Origin of the sequence: Streptomyces sp. NPDC052236 (assembly GCF_044548015.1) — a bacterium.
GTDB lineage: Bacteria > Actinomycetota > Actinomycetes > Streptomycetales > Streptomycetaceae > Streptomyces.
Genome location: NZ_JBIUBL010000007.1, coordinates 223,716 through 241,159, shown reverse-complemented (window position 1 = coordinate 241,159; position 17,444 = coordinate 223,716). Strand labels below are relative to the sequence as shown.

Genomic DNA, 17,444 nt, shown 5'->3' with positions numbered 1-17,444 from the left:
GATCAAGTGCACAACGCGCGTAGATTCTGGCGCAGGAGCGTTGTCGGGCAACACCCCCTGCGGGTTTCGATCTGGTGTCCGCCGGTTGTCATGCGCGAGATGCGAGAGTGTCCATGACGCAGACACAGACGCAGACCCCGCCGGACGAGGGAGCCTTCCGTGACCACCGACGTAACCGCCGCCGCCCCTTACGGCACCCCGTACGGCACCCCGGAAACACCCCGGGTCGCCGTACGCGGCGAAGCGCGCCTGGAGTTCGACCCGGAGATCGCCAGGATCGGCGTCGCGGTCAGCGCACGCGGCACGGACCGGCGCAGCGCGCTGGAAGACCTCACCCGCCGCAACACGGCCGTCCTGGACCTGATCAAGTCCTACGGCGACGCCGTCGAGAAACTGGAGACCGGGGCCTTCTCCATCAGCCCCGAACTCACCAGGCACGGTCGTGGTGAACGCGTCCGCGCCTATCACGGGCGCGTCCACATCACCGCCGAACTCACGGACTTCACCGCGCTGGGCGAACTGACCACCCGCCTCGCCGACCTCGAACTGACCCGCGTCGACGGCCCCTGGTGGTCCCTGCGCCCCGACTCCCCGGCCCATGGCGAGGCCCGCCGCCAGGCGGTGAAGGAAGCCGTCCAGCGGGCCCGCGAGTACGCCGAGGCCCTGGGCGCGCGGCTGGCGGCGCTGGTCGAACTCGCCGATCTGGGCGCGGAACACGCCGAGCCCTACGCGGTCGCCTACAGCGGGCCCATGCGCAGCGCCGGCTATGGAGGCGCCGCCCAGGCCGAAGTTGCTCCGGCGCTGGACCTGGAGCCGCAGCGCCAGACCGTCTATGCGCAGGTCAACGCGCGCTTCACGATGACCCCGCCACAGCTGTAAAAACCGAATGGTGAATGCTCATCAGAGCGCCCCCGTGCACAATTCAACACTTGTCAATGAGCCTTTACTCAAAGGTGGTTGAGTGGCCATGCGGGGCTAATTTGCTACCGGCCGGTAAGCTCTAGGCTCGACGTATGCGCCGAGCGAAGATTGTCTGCACTCTTGGGCCAGCCACCGACTCGTACGACCAGATCAAAGCACTGGTCGTGGCCGGCATGGACGTAGCCCGATTCAACCTCAGCCACGGCACCTACGCCGAGCACGAGGAGCGCTACCAGCGCGTACGCAAAGCTTCCGACGAAACCGGCCGCAGCGTCGGTATCCTCGCCGACCTTCAAGGCCCGAAGATCCGTCTCGGGCGCTTCCGCGAAGGACCCGTACTGCTTGAACGCGGCGATGAATTCACCATCACGGTCGATGACGCGGAAGGCGACCGCCGCATCTGCTCCACCACGTATCAGGGGCTCGCCGCGGATGTCACCACCGGTGAGCGCATTCTCGTGGACGACGGCAAGGTCGCCCTCGAAGTGACCGGGGTCGAAGGATCGCGGGTGCACACCACCGTCGTCGAGGGCGGCATGGTCTCCGACCACAAAGGGCTCAACCTCCCCGGCGTGGCCGTCTCGGTCCCCGCGCTCTCCGAGAAGGACATCGAAGACCTGCGCTGGGCCCTGCGTACCGGCGCCGACATCATCGCGCTCTCCTTCGTACGCAGCGGACGCGACATCAAGGACGTACACCGCGTCATGGACGAGGAGGGCCGCCGCCTCCCCGTCATCGCCAAGGTCGAGAAGCCGCAGGCGGTCGAGAGCATCGACGACATCGTGGCCGCCTTCGACGGCATCATGGTCGCCCGCGGCGACCTCGGCGTGGAAATGCCGCTGGAGCAGGTACCGATCGTCCAGAAGCGCGCCATCAAGCTTGCCAGGCGCAATGCCAAGCCGGTCATTGTCGCGACGCAGATGCTCGACTCGATGATCGAGAACTCCCGCCCCACGCGCGCGGAGGCGTCCGACGTCGCCAACGCCGTCATCGACGGCACCGACGCGGTGATGCTGTCGGGCGAGACGAGCGTCGGCAAGTACCCGGTGGAGACGGTCCAGACGATGAGCCGCATTGTCGAGGCGGCCGAGGAGGACGTACTGGCCAAGGGCCTCCCGCCGCTGACCGAGCGGAACAAGCCCCGCACGCAGGGCGGCGCGGTGGCCCGTGCGGCGGCGGAGATGGGCGACTTCCTCGGCGCGAAGTTCCTGGTCGCGTTCACCCAGTCCGGCGACACGGTCAAGCGGCTCTCCCGCTACCGCTCGCCGATCCCGCTGCTGGCCTTCACCCCGGACGCGGCCACGCGCTCGCAGCTCAACCTCACGTGGGGCGTGGAGACCTTCCTTGGCCCGCACGTCGAATCGACGGACGCGATGGTGGCCCAGGTGGATGAGGAACTGCTGAAGATCGGCCGCTGCGAGAGGGACGACATCGTGGTCATCACGGCGGGCTCCCCGCCGGGAGTCGCGGGCTCCACGAACCTGGTGCGCGTGCACCACATCGGCGAGCGCGCCGGATAACGGCTCGCTCAGTACTTTGGCCCGACGTGCGCGTCCATGAGGGCGACGGACGCGCGCTTGGCGACGGAGATGTTTTTCGCGTTGGCCCGCTTCCACTCGACACCAACCGTGTCGAGCGTATCCGTGTACAACTGCCGGATATCGTCCGAGACGTTGGTGAAGAAGTACCGCGGATACTCGTAGCGTTTTCGCACGCCGCGGACGAGCCGAGTTGCCCAATTGGTAACCCGGCATCCGTCGGAATGCACGAGCCCCTGGACGAACTCCCACGGGTGCTCGCTGACGATCGCCTGCTGCCAGTCTTCGAGCACGATGCGCCGGTCGTGCTTCTTGCCCGGCCCGTGCTGGGGAAACAGGCAGGGCCAGTGCTTGCTGGCGGCGGTGACGGCGACGCAGCCCTGCCGTTGTACACGGAAGACACTGTTGTCCGGTCGTACGGAACGGATCGCGGCTTCGCACGCGTCGATGAGGCCTGGCCAGGCGTCAGCGCACACGATGCGGAGGATATAGACATCCCTCCGTTGCGCGCTGACACACCCGTCACCGAGATACAGACCGAGGAGGTAGGCATACGCCGCTGGAGCATCGGGCAGCCCGGGAGTGTCCCCGCATCTGGGGCAAGGCTTTCCAGAACGGACGAGTGGGTCGATCCGGGTTTTCCAGGAGCGGATAGCCGCCCTGGATACACCAGTCTGCTTACTGACGGAGTTCAGGCTCCGGCCTTGGGCCACAAGAGCGAGTGCGCACTTGCGCGTGTCGATGTTGTACACACAGCCGAGCTTGGGCGGTCTCTGATCCCCGTGAGCGGAATCGGAGGTTTGTTCACCCAAGCCGGTGAAGATCCAGAGAAAGCAACGTGACCTTGGAAAGCTAGGGAAAGTACCCCGGGTGGGATTCGAACCCACGCTGGATGGTGTTTGAGACCATTGCCTCTACCGCTGGGCTACCGGGGCGCCCTTTGAAACAAAGGATGCCGAAGACCCTTCGTGTCCCCACGATACAGGAGCTGGGTAGGCTCTTGGGGAGCACCCTGCCTTTCAACGAGGAGTCCCGTGACCGCCCCCGAGTCGCCCCAGCCCGCCGCCGATGACGACAAGTCGCACGTCCCCCCGCTGACGACCCGCGTCGTCATCGCCGAGGACGAGGCCCTCATCCGGCTCGACCTCAAAGAGATGCTTGAGGAAGAGGGCTACGCGGTCGTCGGCGAGGCCGGTGACGGGCAGCGCGCCGTCGAGCTCGCCCGGGAGCACCGGCCCGACCTGGTCATTCTCGATGTGAAGATGCCCGTGCTCGACGGGATCTCCGCCGCCGAGCAGATCGCCGCGGAGTCCATCGCGCCCGTCCTGATGCTGACCGCCTTCTCGCAGCGCGATCTTGTCGAGCGGGCGCGGGACGCCGGAGCCATGGCGTATCTGGTGAAGCCGTTCAGCAAGAGCGACGTCGTGCCCGCCATCGAGATGGCCGTCTCCCGCTTTTCCGAGCTGAAGGCGCTGGAGCAGGAGGTCATGGACCTTTCGCAGCGGCTGGAGACGCGGAAGCTGGTCGACCGGGCGAAGAGCGTTCTGCAGACGCAGTACGGGCTGTCCGAACCGGCTGCGTTCCGGTGGATCCAGAAGACGTCGATGGACCGGCGGATGTCGATGCAGCAGGTCGCGGAGGCGGTCATCGAGGACGCCGAGGAGAAGAAGGCCGCGAAGGAGTAGGAGAAGGTGCAGTAGCTCGTACGCCTACGGAGAAGGCCCGCACCCGAACGCTCGGGGTGCGGGCCTTCTCCGTAGGCGTAGGCGTAGGCGTACGGCTCAGTCCTCGCCGAGATACGTCTTGCGGACGTTCTCGTCGTGCAGCAGGTCCTGACCCGTGCCCGTGAGCTTGATCTCGCCGACCTCCATCACATGGCCGTGATCGGCCAGCGACAGCGCGGCCTGCGCGTTCTGCTCCACCAGCAGGATCGTCGTGCCCTGCGCCTTCAGCTGGATGATCGTCTCCATGATCTTCTGCATCATGATCGGGGAGAGACCCATCGACGGCTCGTCCAGCATCAGCAGCTTCGGCTGGGACATCAGCGCGCGCCCCATCGCCAGCATCTGCTGCTCGCCGCCCGAGAGGGTGCCCGCGGCCTGCTTCCGGCGCTCTCCCAGGATCGGGAAGAGGTCGTAGGCCTTCTGGATGTCCTTCTCGATGCCCGGCTTGTCGCTGCGCAGGTAGGCGCCGAGCCGCAGGTTGTCCTCGATGGACATGCGGGGGAAAATGTGGCGGCCTTCGGGGGAGTGTGCGATCCCCAGCGCGACGATCTTGTGCGCGGGGACCTTGCGCAGTGGCTTGCCGTCGAAGGTGATGCTGCCGGAGACCGGTTCGAGGAGTCCGGAGAGCGTGCGCAGAGTGGTGGTCTTGCCTGCGCCGTTGGTGCCGATGAGGGTGACGACTTCGCCGGCGTCGACGCTGAAGGAGATGCCCTTCACGGCTTCGATCTTGCCGTAGGCGACCCTGAGGTCTTTGACCTCGAGGAGAGCGGTCACTTGGAGTCTCCTTCTGTGGTGCTGTGCGCTTGCGCGGCTTCGGCCTCCGCTTCGGCCGCTTCGACCTCGGCGACCTCTTCGGCGCCGGGGGCGCCTTCGAACGGCGTGCCGAGGTAGGCGGCGATGACGCGCTCGTCGCCCTGTACGACCGCGGGTGTGCCCTCGACGAGTTTTTCTCCTCGGACGAGGCAGGCGACCCGGTCGCACAGGTTGAAGATGAAGCGCATGTCGTGCTCGATGACGAGGACGGCGATGCCCTGGTCGCGGATCGCGAAGATGAGCTCTTCGGTGACCCGGGTCTCCTGCGGGTTCATACCGGCGGTGGGCTCGTCCAGGAGCAGCAGCCCGGGGTCGCTGGCCAGTGCTCGCGCGATTTCGAGCTTGCGCTGGTCGCCGTAGGGGAGGTTGCGGGCGAGGTGGTCGGCCTTGTCCTGCAGGCCGATGAACTCCAGGAGTTCCATGGCCCGTTCGCGGGATTCCGCTTCCGCCCTGGTGAAGCTGGGCAGGCGCAGGAGGGCCGACCAGAGGCCTTCTTTGGTGCGGGTGTGGCGGCCGACGAGGACGTTTTCCAGGACGGTCATATTGGCGAAGAGCCGGATGTTCTGGAAGGTGCGGGCGATGCCTGCCTGGGTGACGAGGTGGGGCTTGGGCGGCAGGACGGTGCCCTTGTAGGAGACCTTGCCTTCGGTGGGCACGTACAGCCCGGTGAGGCAGTTGAAGAACGTGGTCTTGCCTGCGCCGTTGGGCCCGATGAGGCCGACGATTTCGCCGCTGTTGACGGTGAGGTCGACGGAGCGCACGGCGGTCAGGCCCCCGAAGCGCATGGTCACGCCGCTGGCGTCGAGGACCGTGGTGGTGGTTGCGGTGGCTGTGGTGGTCATGGTGGTTACGCCCCCGCCTTGGTGATGCCGACGGCGCCGTCGGGGAGCTTGTCGTCGGGTACGTCGAGTTGGCCGGTCTCGTGGAATTCGAGCTGCTTCCTGCGGTCGGCGACCAGGCCCTCGGGGCGGAATCGCATCAGGACGATGAGTGCGAGTCCGAAGAGGAGGAGCTGGTAGTCCTGCATGAACTGCAGTTTGGCCGGGATGAGGTAGAGCAGCGCGGCTCCGATGAGGGGGCCGCCGATGGTGCCCATGCCGCCGAGGATGACCGCGGCCAGCAGGAAGGCGGAGTTGGGTGGTACGGATCCGGCGAATTGGTACTGCTCGGGTGTGACGCTGTAGCCGAGGTGGGCCTGGACGGTGCCGGCGAGTCCGGCGAGGGCCGCGCCGAGTGCGAAGGCGAGGAGCTTGAGCCGGAAGCCGTTGATGCCCATGGCGGTGGCGGCTGTCTCGTCTTCGCGGATGGCGACCCAGGCGCGTCCGATGCGGGAGTCGGCGGAGCGGCGGAAGACCAGGACGACGATTGCTGTGAACAGCAGCATCAGCAGGAAGTAGTTGCCGGACCTGGTGAGGTCGAAGCCGCCGACGACGTGGCTGGTCCCGAAGTCGAATCCGAACATGTTGAGGTCGGGGATGTTGGGGATGCCTTGGGCGCCGTTGGTGAGGTCCGGTCCGCTGTTGCCGTTGAGGTTGTTCATGGTGATGCGGAAGATCTCACCGAAACCGAGGGTGACGATGGCGAGGTAGTCGCCGCGTAGCCGCAGGGTCGGGGCGCCGATGAGGACGCCGAACACGAGCGAGGCGGCGGCACCGGTGAGGGCGGCGGCCCAGAAGGGGAACTCCACGCCGATGCTGGACTGCGGTGAGCCGGAGACCAGGGCGGCGGTATAGGCGCCGACGCCGAGGAAGGCGACGTATCCGAGGTCGAGGAGGCCGGCGAGGCCGACGACGACGTTGAGGCCGAGGGCGACGGTCGCGAAGATGAGGATGTTCGCGCCGATGAGGGTGAACTGGTCGTTGCTCTGGGTGAAGGGGAAGCAGATCGCGGAGGCGAAGGCGGCTGCCATCGTCACGGAGCGGTGCTTCGCGGTGAGCGCGGAGACGCGGGCGATGAGGCCGGCACGGTTGACGGCGGTGAAGCCGAACCCGACGGTGATGAGGAAGCCGATGAAGAGTTCGGCGTAGTCGGTGTCGATGCCGTACGTGAAGACGTACAGGCCGACGCCGAAGGCTGCCACGATGATCAGGATCTCGGCCCAGGAGGAGAGTTCCTTGGCGCGCGCCGGTCGCGGGGCGGAGAGGCTGTGGCGCAGGTGCGCCCACAGGCCGGTGGTGGTGTCGTCGGCGACGTGGTCGGCCGGGAGGCCGAAGGCACCGATGACGGCGACGAGAGCGCCGATGAGGGAGACCCAGGCGCCTGGTTCGAGGTTGACGACACCGCCGAGCTGGCCGGAGATGGAGCCCACGGCGTAGCCGGTCGTGCCGAGTACACCGAGGGTGAGGAGGCGTACGGGGCTGTTGGTGCCGCCGGGCGTGAGCCAGACGAGGCCCCGGATGTGGTAGCCGCTGAGGGCGAACAGCAGGGCGAGGGCGGCGCCTACGAGGGTGAGGACCTGGAGGCCGCCGGGATATCCGGTGACTGTCAGGTTGCCGGGGTATTCGTCGGTCCAGGTCCAGGCGAGGAAGGTGCCGACGAGGGCGATCGCTGAGCCGGCCAGGGTGATGATTCGTGCCGCGGCGGGTGGCAGCGGGATGACTGAGGTGGCCGCGGGTGTGGCGGTGGTGCTCGTCTTGGTCAAAGTGCTCATGTTGATCACGCCCTGTCCGCGACGCGTTCGCCCAGTAGACCCTGGGGCCGGATGAGCAGGACGATGATGAGCAGGCTGAAGGCCCATACGTCCTTCCAGCCGCCGCCACCGAAGAGTTCCATGCCGGGTACGTCACCCATGTAGCCGGTGGCGAGGGATTCGGCAACGCCGAGGACGACGCCGCCGAGCATGGCGCCGTAGATGTTGCCGATGCCGCCGAGTACGGCGGCGGTGAAGGCCTTGAGGCCCATGATGAAGCCCATGCGGAAGCCGACCTGGCCGTTTTTGAGGCCGTAGGCGACTGCGGCGACAGCGGCGAACGCGGCGCCGATGGCGAAGGCCATGACGATGATGCGGTCGGTGTTGACGCCCATCAACTTCGCGGTGTCGGGGTCCTGGGCGGTGGCCTGCATGCCGCGGCCGGAGCGGGTCTTGTTGACGAAGACGCCGAGGGCGACCATGCACAGGGGTGCGGCGATGAGGACGAAGACGTCGCCGCGCTGGACGGTGGCGCCGAAGATGTCGAAGGGTGCGCCTTCGAACTGCGGGAAGGAGCGGTCCTTCTTGGCCTCGGGGTAGAGCATCCAGACGGTCTGCTGCAGGGCGATGGACAGGCCGATCGCGGTGATCAGCGGGGCCAGTCGTGGCGCGCTGCGCAGTGGCCGGTAGGCGAATCGTTCGGCTGCTGTCGCGACGGCGACGGAGACGAGGACGCCGCCGAGGATCATCAGCGGGATGGCGACGCCGAGGGAGAACCCGGACGGCAGGATAAGGAAGACGGTGAGGGCTCCGAAGCCCCCGACCATGAAGATCTCGCCGTGGGCGAAGTTGATGAGCTGGACAATGCCGTAGACCATCGTGTAACCGACAGCGATGAGTCCGTACATCGCGCCGAGGATGAGTCCATTGGCCAGCTGTTGCGGCAGTTCGTGCACCGCAGGGCCTCCGTGGGGTGTTCGGATATGGCGCCGCGCGGGAGCGCCGGTGACGCTCCCGCGCGGTCTGGGCAGTAGTGCGTGTGAGGCAGGAGGCCGTGTTACGGCTTGTACGCCTCGCTGAACTTGGGCACCCAGGCGGCCTTCTCGACCTGGTAGGCGGTCATCATGGTGTTGGTGGTGTCGCCGAACTCGTCGAAGGAGACCGGGCCGGTGACGCCGTCGAACTTGACCTTGCTCATGGCCGCGAGGACCTTGGCGCGAATGTCGTCGGGGAGCTTGCCGCCGTTGTCGGCGACCGCGATTTTCACGGCTTCGATGATCGACCACGTGGCGTCGTAGGTGCCGCCGCCGTAGGCCTCGTAGGCGTCCTTGTAGCCGGCGGTCTTGTAGTCGGCGATGAACTTCTTGGCGGAGTCCAGCTGCTCGACGGGCTTGCCGACGGAGGTCGCGAGGTCACCGGCGGCCTTCTTGTTGAGCTTGGGGAACTCGCCGCTGTAGATGCCGTCGCCGCCCATCAGCGGGATGTTGCTGCCGCTGTCCTTGAGCTGCTGGCTGAGCGGGGCGGCGGCGGGGTACTCGCCGCCGTAGTAGAGCGCCTTGGCGCCGGTTTTCTTGACCTTGGCCACCACGGCGTTGAAGTCGCGGTCGTCGGGGTTGATGTGGTCGGTGCCCACGATCTTGCCGCCGAGCTTCGTGTACGTGTCCTTGAAGGACGCGGCGAGACCGGCGCCGTACGTCTTCTGGTCGTCCATGAGGTAGACCTGGGTGATCTTCGCGGTGCTGAAGAGGTACTTGGCCGCGAAGGCGCCCTGGACCTGGTCGGTCGTGGCGGTCCGGAAGAAGGTCGCGAACGGGCGCTTCTTGTCGCCGGTCTTCCAGCCGTCGCCCTGGGTCAGTTCGGTGCCGGTGTTGGCCGGGGAGACCTGGACCAGGCCGGCTTCGTTGAACGGCTTCTGCATGGACTGCGAGACGCTCGAGTTCAGCGGGCCGACGACGCCGAGGACGTCCTTGTTGCTGACGAATTTGGCGGCGTTCTGCTGGCCGACCGACGGCTGTGCCTGGTCGTCAAGCGCTTCGATCTTGAACTCGACGCCGGGGACGGTGTTGTCCTTGTTGGCCGTCTTGGCCGCGAGGTCGGCGGAGTTCTTGATGCCGAGACCAAGGGCGGACAGGTCACCGGTGAGCGGTGCGTCTACGCCGATGGTGACGGTGGTCTTCTTGCTGCTGTCGCCGCCGCTGCCGCCGTCGTCGTCGCGCGAGCCGCAGGCGGAGAGCGAGAGTGCCCCCGTCGTGACCATGGTGGTGAGGATGAGCAAGGAACGGTGTCGCACGATAAATCCTTTCCCTGGCGCGGCTGCCTCTGCTGAGGTGCCGTGTGTTCGCCGGGCCGTACTACGGGGTTCACGGCCGAATTCGAGACGCGCCCGGCGGCGCGGTGACTGGCGGTGACTATAGGCGCAGGTGAAGGGGTCATGGAGGTGGGGAGTCAGGATGTGACGCTCTTGTTATGCCGTGGCCAGGGCTTGGCGGCGGGAGAATGAACAGATCGGACCTTCCGGGCCCCGGGTTTTGACCACATGGTGAGAACGTGCAGTTCCGCTAAGGCGCTTGAGTGGATCTTGGTGCTGGCGGCGGGGAAGTGGTGCGGAGCGCTCCGGGGAGGTCGGCGGGGTGGGCGTGGCCGAGAATGGTGACCGGATTCTCCATTACGCCCTTATTACGCAGCGTTACATTCAGGGGAGGGGGTTCCGTATCGTACGGGATTCCCTGGCGGCTTCGCGCTGTGACCTGCGGAGTGCCGGCGCGCCCTCGTATGCGATGCGTAGCGCCCTGGAGTGTCTTTCGGCCGCCGACGCTTCTGTGGTGCGCGTGGCGACGCGGCGGACGGCTCGGACGATGTCCTGTCCGAGCCGTCCGAACACCAGGCCGTCACGATCGGTGACACAACAGGCCGGAAAACGTTCAGCTGGTTGCGGTAGCAGTGGGGGCCGGGGCGTCGCGCAGGAGGCACGTCAGCCGGGCCGTGCAGACCCGCTTGTCCTGTTCGTCGCTGATGACGATCTCGTACGTGGCGGTGGAGCGACCGCGGTGCACCGGCGTCGCGACTCCGGTCACCAGGCCGGAGCGGACACCGCGGTGGTGGGTGCAGTTGAGATCCACACCGACGGCGAGCCGGGACGCCCCGCCGTGCAGCATCGCGCCGATCGAACCAAGGGTCTCGGCCATGACGGCGGACGCGCCGCCGTGCAGCAGTCCGTACGGCTGGGTGTTGCCCTCGACGGGCATGGTGCCGACGACGCGCTCGGCCGAAGCCTCGATGATCTGCACCCCCATGCGGTTGCCCAGGTGGCCGGCGGAGAAGAGCGCGTGCAGGTCGACCCCGAGTGCGGTGTATTCGTCGATGACCTCTTGTGGGAACTTCACGGTGGTCTGCTCGCCCATAGGGCCCGGCTCCGATCGTCAGTGCGGTGCGCGCGCGGGGTGCGCCCGTCGCGACCCGTCTTATCAGATGCCTGAGCGAACGCTTAGGCCGGTGGCCCTCATTCCCCGCTACTCCCGCTGCTCCCGCTGTCCTCGCTGTGGGTGGCCCTGGAACCGTTCTCGAACCGCACCACCACGGATTTGCTCGCCGGGGTGTTGCTGGTGTCCGCGGTGGAGTCCAGCGGCACCAGCACATTGGTCTCCGGGTAGTACGCCGCCGCGCAGCCGCGGGCGGTGGGGTAGTGCACCACCCGGAAACCGGGGGCGCGCCGCTCCACGCCGTCCTTCCATTCGCTGACCAGATCGGCGTACGAACCGTCTGCCAGGCCCAGGTCCCGCGCGTCGTCCGGGTGCACCAGGACCACCCGGCGGCCTCCCTTGATACCGCGGTAGCGGTCGTCGAGGCCGTAGATGGTGGTGTTGTACTGATCGTGCGAGCGCAGCGTCTGGAGCAGCAGGCGGCCCGGTGGGACCTTGGGGAACTCGACGGGCGCTGCGGTGAAATTGGCCTTGCCGGTGGCGGTGGGGAAGCGGCGGTCGTCGCGGGGGGCGTGGGGCAGCGTGAAGCCGCCGGGCCGGGCGATCTTCGCGTTGAAGTCCTCGAAGCCGGGGACCACGCGCGCGATGCGGTCGCGGATCGTCGCGTAGTCCTTCTCGAAGTCCTCCCAGGGCGTGGTGGAGGCGGGGCCGAGCACGGCGCGCGCCAGCCGGGCCACGATGGCGGGCTCGGAGAGGAGGTGGGGGCTCGCGGGGGCGAGATTGCCGCGGGAGGCGTGCACCTTGCCCATCGAGTCCTCGACGGTCACCACCTGCCTGCCGCCCGCCTGTATGTCCTTGTCGGTACGGCCGAGGGTGGGCAGGATCAGCGCCCGGGTGCCGGTGACGGCGTGTGAGCGGTTCAGCTTGGTCGACACATGGACTGTGAGGCGGGCGCGGCGCATCGCGGCCTCCGTGACCGGGGTGTCCGGTGACGCGCTCACGAAGTTGCCGCCCATGGCGAAGAAGACCTTCGCCTTTCCGTCGCGCAGCGCCTGGATGGACCGTACGACGTCGAGCCCGTGGTGGCGGGGCGGCGCGAAGCCGAACTCCTTCTCCAGGGCGTCCAGGAAGGCATCGGACGGCCGCTCGAAGATGCCCATGGTGCGATCGCCCTGGACATTGGAGTGCCCGCGCACGGGGCAGACGCCGGCGCCCGGGCGGCCGATATTGCCGCGCAGCAGCAGGAAGTTGACCACCTCGCGGATGGTCGCCACCGCGTGCTTGTGCTGGGTCAGGCCCATGGCCCAGCACACGATGGTGCGCTTCGAGGCGAGCACCATGGCGAGGGCCTTCTCGATCCCGGCACGGTCGAGCCCGGTGGCGGCGAGCGTCTCGTCCCAGTCGGCGGCGCGGGCGGCGGCCGCGAACTCCTCGTACCCATGGGTGTGTTCCCGCACGAAGACCTCGTCAACAGCGCTGCCAGTCCCCTGTGTCTCCAGTATCAGCTTGTTCAGCAGCCGGAAGAGCGCCTGGTCGCCGCCGATGCGGATCTGGAGGAAGAGGTCGTTGAGCGCGACGCCCTTGACCATCCCGCGCGCGGTCTGCGGGTTCTTGAACCGTTCCAGGCCGGCCTCGGGCAGCGGGTTCACCGAAATGATCTTCGCGCCCGCGGCCTTGGCCTGTTCCAGGGCGCTGAGCATCCGGGGGTGGTTGGTGCCCGGGTTCTGCCCGGCCACGATGATCAGATCCGCCTGGTGAAGATCCTCCAGCGAGACGCTGCCCTTGCCGACGCCGATCGTCTCGGTGAGTGCCGAGCCGGAGGACTCATGGCACATGTTCGAGCAGTCGGGGAGGTTGTTGGTGCCGAATTCGCGGGCGAAGAGCTGGAGCAGGAACGCGGCTTCGTTGCTGGTGCGCCCGGAGGTGTAGAAGAGCGCCTCATCGGGGGAGGCCAGCGCCGTGAGTTCCTCCGCGATGATCGCGAAGGCCCGCTCCCAGGGCACCGCCTCGTACCGGTCGGCGCCCTGGGGCAGATACATCGGCTGCGTAATACGGCCCTGCTGCCCCAGCCAGTACCCACTGCGTGAGGCGAGATCCGCTACGGAGTGCTCGGCGAAGAAATCGGGCGTGACGCGGCGCAGCGTCGCCTCCTCGGCGACCGCCTTCGCGCCGTTCTCGCAGAATTCCGCGGTGTGCCGCTTGTCGCCCTCCGGCCAGGCGCAGCCCGGACAGTCGAAGCCGTCCTTCTGGTTGACCTTGAGCAGGGCCTGCGTGCCGCGGCGCACGCCCATCTGCTGCTGGGCCACGCGCAGCGTGTGCCCGATGGCCGGGAGGCCTGCGACGGCGTGCGGCGGGGCCGCGACCTGCGGCGCGTCCTGGGCCGGGTCCCCTGCGGGCGGCTTGCTGGCCATCGCGCTCTCCTTCGAGCCTGCGTATGCGGTCGTGTGTGTCGTACATCTCTGTCGTATATCCCCGATCGTGCCACGCGCCACTGACAGCTGTCCGCGTCAGACCCCACCCGGCCGGGAGCCGGTCAGGATTGTCAGTGGTCCGTGGCAGGATCGTGGATGTGGCTGAGACAGCATCGAAGAAGACCGCAGACAACCGACCGCGCCTGCTCCTCATGGACGGGCACTCCCTGGCGTACCGGGCATTCTTCGCGCTGCCCGTGGAGAATTTCACGACCGCGACCGGTCAGCCGACGAACGCCATCTACGGCTTCGCGTCGATGCTGGCGAACACCCTGCGCGACGAGTCGCCCACCCACTTCGCGGTGGCGTTCGACGTGTCCCGCAAGACCTGGCGTGCCGAGGACTTCCCCGAGTACAAGGCGAACCGCTCCAAGACCCCCGACGAGTTCAAGGGGCAGGTCGAGCTGATCGGCGAGCTGCTCGACGCGATGAACGCCGACCGCTTCGCCATCGAGGGCTTCGAGGCGGACGACGTGATCGCCACCCTCGCCACACAGGCCGAGGATGCGGGCTTCGAGGTGCTGATCGTCACCGGCGACCGCGACTCCTTCCAGTTGGTCAGCGAGCACATCACGGTGCTCTACCCGACCAAGGGCGTCTCCGAGCTGACCCGCTTCACCCCGGAGAAGGTCCAGGAGAAGTACGGCCTGAGCCCTCAGCAGTACCCGGACTTCGCCGCCCTGCGCGGCGACCCCTCCGACAATCTCCCGGGCATCCCGGGCGTCGGCGAGAAGACCGCCGCGAAGTGGATCAACCAGTTCGGTTCGTTCGCGGACCTGGTCGAGCGCGTCGAAGAGGTCAAGGGCAAGGTGGGGCAGGCGCTGCGCGACCATCTGGAAGCGGTCAAGCTCAACCGGCACCTCACCGAGCTGGTGCGCGATGTGAAGCTGCCCAAGGCCCCGGCCGAGCTGGAGCGCGCCGCGTACGACCGGGCGGCCGTGAAGGGCGTGCTGGACGTCCTGGAGATCCGCAACCCGAGCCTGCGTGAGCGCCTCCTCGCCGTCGACCCGGGCGCGGTGGAGGAGGAGGCTCCGGCCCCCGCCGCCGGCGTCGAGCTGGACGGCGCGGTGCTCGCCACCGGCGAGGTAGCCCCCTGGCTGGAGCGGCACGCCGCGCAGCCGCTCGGCGTGGCCACCGTCGACACCTGGGCACTGGGCACTGGCAGCGTCACCGAGGTCGCGCTCGCCGGCGCCGACGGCGCGGCCGCCTGGTTCGACACCACCCAGCTGGACGAGGACGACGAGCGGGCGTTCGCCGCCTGGATCGCGGACCCGGACCGGCCGAAGATACTGCACGGCGCCAAGGGCGCGATGCGGGTCTTCCCCGAGCACGGCTGGAGCGTCGTCGGCGTCACCATGGACACCGCGCTCGCCGCGTATCTGGTCAAGCCGGGCCGCCGCTCCTTCGCCCTGGACGCGCTCGCCATCGAGTACCTGGGCCGTGAGCTCGCCCCGGCCGCCCCTGCCGACGGCCAGCTCGCCTTCGGCTCGGACGAACAGGCCGAGGCCGATGCCCTGATGGCGCAGGCCCGCGCGATCCTCGACCTCGGGGACGCCTTCACCGACCGGCTGCGCGAGGTCGGCGCCGTCGACCTGCTGCACGACATCGAGCTGCCCACCTCCGAGCTGCTCGCCCGCATGGAGCGCGTGGGCATCGCCGCCGACCGTGACCATCTGGAAGCGCTGGAACTGCAGTTCGCGGGCGCGGTGCAGCAGGCCGTGAAGGAGGCGCACGACGCCGTCGGCCACGAGTTCAACCTCGGCTCGCCCAAGCAGCTCCAGGAAGTCCTCTTCGGCGAGCTGAACCTCCCCAAGACCAAGAAGACCAAGACCGGTTACACCACGGACGCGGACGCGCTGGCCTGGCTGGCGAAGCAGACCGAGCACGAGCTGCCGGTGATCATGTTGCGCCACCGCGAGCAGGCGAAGCTGCGGGTCACGGTCGAGGGCCTGATCAAGTCCATCGCGGCGGACAGCCGCGTCCACACCAGTTTCAGCCAGATCGTGGCGGCGACCGGCCGGCTCTCCTCCACCGACCCGAACCTCCAGAATGTGCCGGTGCGTACGGACGAGGGCCGGGCCATCCGCCGCGGCTTCGTCGTCGGCGAGGGCTTCGAGTCGCTGATGACCGCCGACTACAGCCAGATCGAACTGCGCGTGATGGCGCATCTGTCGGAGGACGCGGGCCTGCTGGAGGCGTTCGCCTCCGGAGAGGACCTGCACACCACCGTCGCCTCGCAGGTGTTCAGCGTGGACAAGTCCGCGGTCGACGCGGAGATGCGCCGCAAGATCAAGGCCATGTCGTACGGACTGGCCTACGGTCTCTCGGCGTTCGGCCTCTCCCAGCAGCTGAACATTGACCCCGCCGAGGCGCGCGGCCTGATGGAGACCTACTTCGAGCGGTTCGGCGGCGTGCGCGACTATCTCCAGCGCGCCGTCGTGGAGGCGCGGGCCACCGGCTACACCGAGACGATGCTCGGCCGCCGCCGCTACCTCCCCGACCTCAACAGCGACAACCGCCAGCGCCGTGAGGCGGCCGAGCGGATGGCGCTCAACGCCCCCATCCAGGGCACCGCGGCGGACATCGTCAAGGTGGCCATGGTGAACGTGGACCGGGCGCTGCGCGAAGCGAAGCTCTCCTCCCGGCTGCTGCTCCAGGTCCACGACGAAATCGTGCTGGAGCTCGTCCCGGGCGAGCGCGAGCAGGTGGAGGAGCTGGTCCGCCGGGAGATGGCGGGGGCCGTCTCGCTGCGCGCGCCCCTGGATGTCTCGGTGGGTGTGGGCACGGACTGGGAGTCCGCGGCGCACTGAGCCGGGTTCCGGTTCCGGCGGGGAAGTTCCGGCAGGCAAGTTCCGGCAGGAAGTTCCGGCGGGGGATCAGCGCGATTCCCTGCCGGACCACGTCGACGCCTGCCCGGCCGGAACGGGCGCTTCCCCCGCCGGAACCGGAGCGGAGTGCGCGCGGGAGCGGTGCAGCAGCCGCACCCCCACCGCGTACAGCACCAGTCCCAGCGCGAGCCCCGCGCCCGCCCCGAAGCACGCCGTCGGAATGATGTCGAGGGGCGTGCGGGCCTCCCCGCCGTTCGCGTAGAAGCGCAGACACCGGTGCGCGACCCCGGCCGCCACGCACCCCGCCAGCAGCGCCCCGGCCCACCATCGCTCCCGGCGGCGCAGTACCGGCAGGTGTACGGGCGGCTCCGAGCGGGGCTGCCCGCGCAGCGCGGACGCGATGAACCAGCCGAGGGCCACCAGGGCGAGCGCCGAGCCGCCGTACTGGAGGTACTGATACAGCGGGAAGCCCGCGAACGTCTCGCCGAGCAGCGGGAAGTTCGTCATGCCCCAGCGATCCGGATGCGTGAAGCTGTCCCACACCACGTGCGTGGTCGATCCGAGGACCGCCGAGACATAGAACAGGGCGGCGAGCGCCAGTAGCCCACGCCCACGTTCACGCCCGCGTCCATGTCCACGCCAGTCCGCTCCCCGTACGAAGGCGTACGCACTGCCGCGCCACGCGTACGGCACCAGGACCAGCAGTGGCTCGCGCAGCAGCAGCCACAGCGCGGCCAGCGCCGCGCTGATCAGCCCGTCCACGGTGAGGATGCCGGCCGCCGAGTGAGTCACGCCGCCGAACTCCATCGCGCCCGGGATCGCGGTGTCCGCGAAGTACGTCATGTCGGGGGCGAAGGACCCCGCGACGAGCGCTGACGCGACGAGCGGACCGCGCGCGGTGCCGTTCCTGCGGATGCCCGGCAGTACCGCCGCGGCATGACTCAATGTGAACGGCATGGCCGCGTCTCCCTGTGCCCCTGTGCCCCTGTACCCCGGCAACTCTGTGACTTGTTACTTAGCTGATCGTTTTTGATCAATGTCGTTCAGTATGCGTGAGGTTGAGCGTCCGGAACCTGAGCGACAGGAAGATGGCGAACTGGT

At 68.0% G+C, this 17,444-nt stretch carries 13 protein-coding genes and 1 tRNA gene; 4 read left to right on the top strand and 10 right to left on the bottom strand.

Annotated elements, in window-relative coordinates; genetic code table 11:
* Positions 1-159 precede the first annotated feature (159 nt).
* Both ACIHCQ_RS14885 and pyk read left to right on the top strand, forming a co-directional pair.
* Positions 160-879 (top strand): SIMPL domain-containing protein, encoded by a 720-nt coding sequence (locus ACIHCQ_RS14885; RefSeq protein ID WP_399661874.1) that lies wholly within the window; start codon positions 160-162, stop codon positions 877-879.
* A 134-nt stretch (positions 880-1,013) separates the two neighbouring features.
* Positions 1,014-2,441 carry a pyruvate kinase gene (gene pyk / locus ACIHCQ_RS14880; RefSeq protein WP_399661872.1) on the top strand — a complete coding sequence of 476 codons (1,428 nt, stop codon included), beginning with the start codon at positions 1,014-1,016 and terminating at the stop codon, positions 2,439-2,441.
* Between the two features lie 8 nt (positions 2,442-2,449).
* Here pyk and ACIHCQ_RS14875 read toward each other — a convergent pair whose 3' ends face one another.
* Together ACIHCQ_RS14875 and ACIHCQ_RS14870 are read right to left on the bottom strand one after the other, a co-directional pair.
* Positions 2,450-3,211, bottom strand: a complete 762-nt coding sequence (locus ACIHCQ_RS14875; protein ID WP_399661869.1) for a transcriptional regulator — start codon at positions 3,209-3,211, stop codon at positions 2,450-2,452.
* 110 nt (positions 3,212-3,321) lie between these two features.
* Positions 3,322-3,394, bottom strand: a tRNA-Leu gene (locus ACIHCQ_RS14870).
* Positions 3,395-3,493: 99 nt separating this feature from the next.
* Here ACIHCQ_RS14870 and ACIHCQ_RS14865 point away from each other — a divergent pair.
* Entirely contained in the window at positions 3,494-4,144 is a 651-nt protein-coding gene (locus tag ACIHCQ_RS14865) for an ANTAR domain-containing response regulator (RefSeq protein ID WP_399661867.1), read from the top strand.
* 96 nt (positions 4,145-4,240) lie between these two features.
* Here ACIHCQ_RS14865 and ACIHCQ_RS14860 read toward each other — a convergent pair whose 3' ends face one another.
* The 7 genes from ACIHCQ_RS14860 to ACIHCQ_RS14830 form a co-directional block, all read right to left on the bottom strand.
* Complete coding sequence (locus ACIHCQ_RS14860) at positions 4,241-4,957, bottom strand: ABC transporter ATP-binding protein (RefSeq protein ID WP_399661865.1); 717 nt, start codon at positions 4,955-4,957, stop codon at positions 4,241-4,243.
* A complete protein-coding gene (locus ACIHCQ_RS14855; RefSeq protein ID WP_399661863.1) occupies positions 4,954-5,838 on the bottom strand; it encodes an ABC transporter ATP-binding protein in 885 nt (294 codons plus the stop codon). The genes ACIHCQ_RS14860 and ACIHCQ_RS14855 overlap by 4 nt, the downstream gene beginning before the upstream one ends.
* Before the next feature lie 5 nt (positions 5,839-5,843).
* Positions 5,844-7,646 (bottom strand): branched-chain amino acid ABC transporter permease, encoded by a 1,803-nt coding sequence (locus tag ACIHCQ_RS14850; RefSeq protein ID WP_399661862.1) that lies wholly within the window; start codon positions 7,644-7,646, stop codon positions 5,844-5,846.
* A 5-nt stretch (positions 7,647-7,651) separates the two neighbouring features.
* A complete protein-coding gene (locus tag ACIHCQ_RS14845) occupies positions 7,652-8,581 on the bottom strand; it encodes a branched-chain amino acid ABC transporter permease (protein WP_399661860.1) in 930 nt (309 codons plus the stop codon).
* 101 nt (positions 8,582-8,682) lie between these two features.
* On the bottom strand, positions 8,683-9,900 hold the full coding sequence (locus tag ACIHCQ_RS14840; protein WP_399662042.1) for a branched-chain amino acid ABC transporter substrate-binding protein: 1,218 nt from the start codon (positions 9,898-9,900) through the stop codon (positions 8,683-8,685).
* 646 nt (positions 9,901-10,546) lie between these two features.
* Positions 10,547-11,026, bottom strand: coding sequence for a PaaI family thioesterase (locus tag ACIHCQ_RS14835; RefSeq protein ID WP_399661858.1), 480 nt, complete (start codon positions 11,024-11,026; stop codon positions 10,547-10,549).
* 98 nt (positions 11,027-11,124) lie between these two features.
* Positions 11,125-13,455, bottom strand: a complete 2,331-nt coding sequence (locus tag ACIHCQ_RS14830) for an FdhF/YdeP family oxidoreductase (RefSeq protein ID WP_399661856.1) — start codon at positions 13,453-13,455, stop codon at positions 11,125-11,127.
* 158 nt (positions 13,456-13,613) lie between these two features.
* Here ACIHCQ_RS14830 and polA point away from each other — a divergent pair, with 158 nt between their 5' ends.
* Positions 13,614-16,325 (top strand): DNA polymerase I, encoded by a 2,712-nt coding sequence (polA, locus tag ACIHCQ_RS14825; RefSeq protein WP_399661854.1) that lies wholly within the window; start codon positions 13,614-13,616, stop codon positions 16,323-16,325.
* A gap of 66 nt (positions 16,326-16,391) precedes the next feature.
* Here the strand turns inward: polA and ACIHCQ_RS14820 are convergent, their stop codons facing one another.
* Positions 16,392-17,300, bottom strand: a complete 909-nt coding sequence (locus ACIHCQ_RS14820) for a DUF4184 family protein (protein ID WP_399661852.1) — start codon at positions 17,298-17,300, stop codon at positions 16,392-16,394.
* Positions 17,301-17,444 lie beyond the last annotated feature (144 nt).